The following is a 1,259-nucleotide window of genomic DNA, read 5'->3' on the forward strand; positions in this document are numbered from 1 at the left end:
TAAGAGCCAGGTGGAGGCGCGGACACGCAGGTCGGTGGCCAGCTCCACGCGCGGGGTCAGCGGGGGGCGGCCGTCCAGCAGCTGCAGCAGGGTGCGGGCCGCGACGCGGCCCATCTCCTCCAGCGGCTGCCGGACGGTCGTCAGCGGTGGCGAGAGCCACTCGCAGGTGGGCAGGTCGTCGAAGCCGACGACGCTGAGGTCCTCGGGGATGCGCAGGCCGGCGAGCCGGGCCGCCTGGTAGGCGCCCATGGCCTGCTCGTCGCTGCCCGCGAAGATCGCGGTCGGCGGCTCGGGGAGCTCCAGCAGCTCGCGGGTGCGGGCGAAGCCGCCGCGGTGGTGGAAGTCGCCGTAGCGGACGAGGTCCTTGTCGACCTCGATCCCGGCGCGCTCCAGCGCCGTCCGGTAGCCGTCCACGCGGGCCTGGGTGCAGAGTATGTCGGCCGGGCCGCCGACCATCGCGATGCGGCGGTGGCCGAGCTCGATCAGGTGCTCGGTGGCGGCGAGGCCGCCGGCCCAGTTGGTGGCGCCGACGCTGGCGATCTCGGTGTCGGGCAGGTTCACCGGGTCGACCAGCACGAGTGCGACGCCGGCCCGCTCCAGCTGCTCGCGCTGGCGGCGGGTCATCCGGGACGTGACCAGGATGACGCCGTCGCTGTGGTGCAGCGCGGGCAGGTTCTGCCAGCTCGGCGGCCGGGCGTCGTCCTCGCGGACCAGCGAGACGACGACGCCGGTGCCGTGCTCGGCGCACTCGCCCTCCACGCCGCGCATGATCTCGACCGCCCAGGGGCTGTCCAGGCCGGCCAGGACGAGGTCGATCAGACCGGACCTGCGGGCCCGGCGGGAGCCGCCCGGACCCGGGTAGTTGTGGGTGCGCAGCAGCGCCTCCACCCGCTCGCGGGTCGCGGCGGCGACGTCGGTCCGGCCGTTGAGGACCTTGGAGACCGTGGCGGGGGAGACCCCCGCCTTCGAGGCGATCAGCGCCAGGGTGGGCCGGGACGGCGGGTCCGGCATCTCGTCGGTGGTGCGCACGGGCACGCTTCACTCCTCCCCGAGGAAACGATTGCGAACAGTATCGCAATGTTTCGCTCACTCCTAGCCCCCGTGTCGGACTTCTCAACATTTCATTTAGGTCAACAGGCTCCGAGGTCTTGACCCTGGGGTGGCCCTTTCTTAGAGTTCCACGGCAACGGCAAGCTCGAAGACTTTCGAAAAGATTTCGAAGCGGGGCGCTTCCCGTCCCGTCCCTCCCAGGCCAAGCC

The 1,259-nt window shown here is 71.9% G+C and carries 1 protein-coding gene; it reads right to left on the minus strand.

Translation table 11 applies throughout. From position 1 onward, the window contains the following. Nucleotides 1-1,011: LacI family DNA-binding transcriptional regulator (locus E1284_RS40775; RefSeq protein ID WP_131945448.1), on the minus strand; the 1,011-nt coding region annotated here is incomplete at its 3' end. Between the last annotated feature and the right edge of the window lie 248 nt (nucleotides 1,012-1,259).

It is taken from the genome of Actinomadura bangladeshensis, from assembly GCF_004348335.1.
Lineage (GTDB): Bacteria > Actinomycetota > Actinomycetes > Streptosporangiales > Streptosporangiaceae > Spirillospora > Spirillospora bangladeshensis.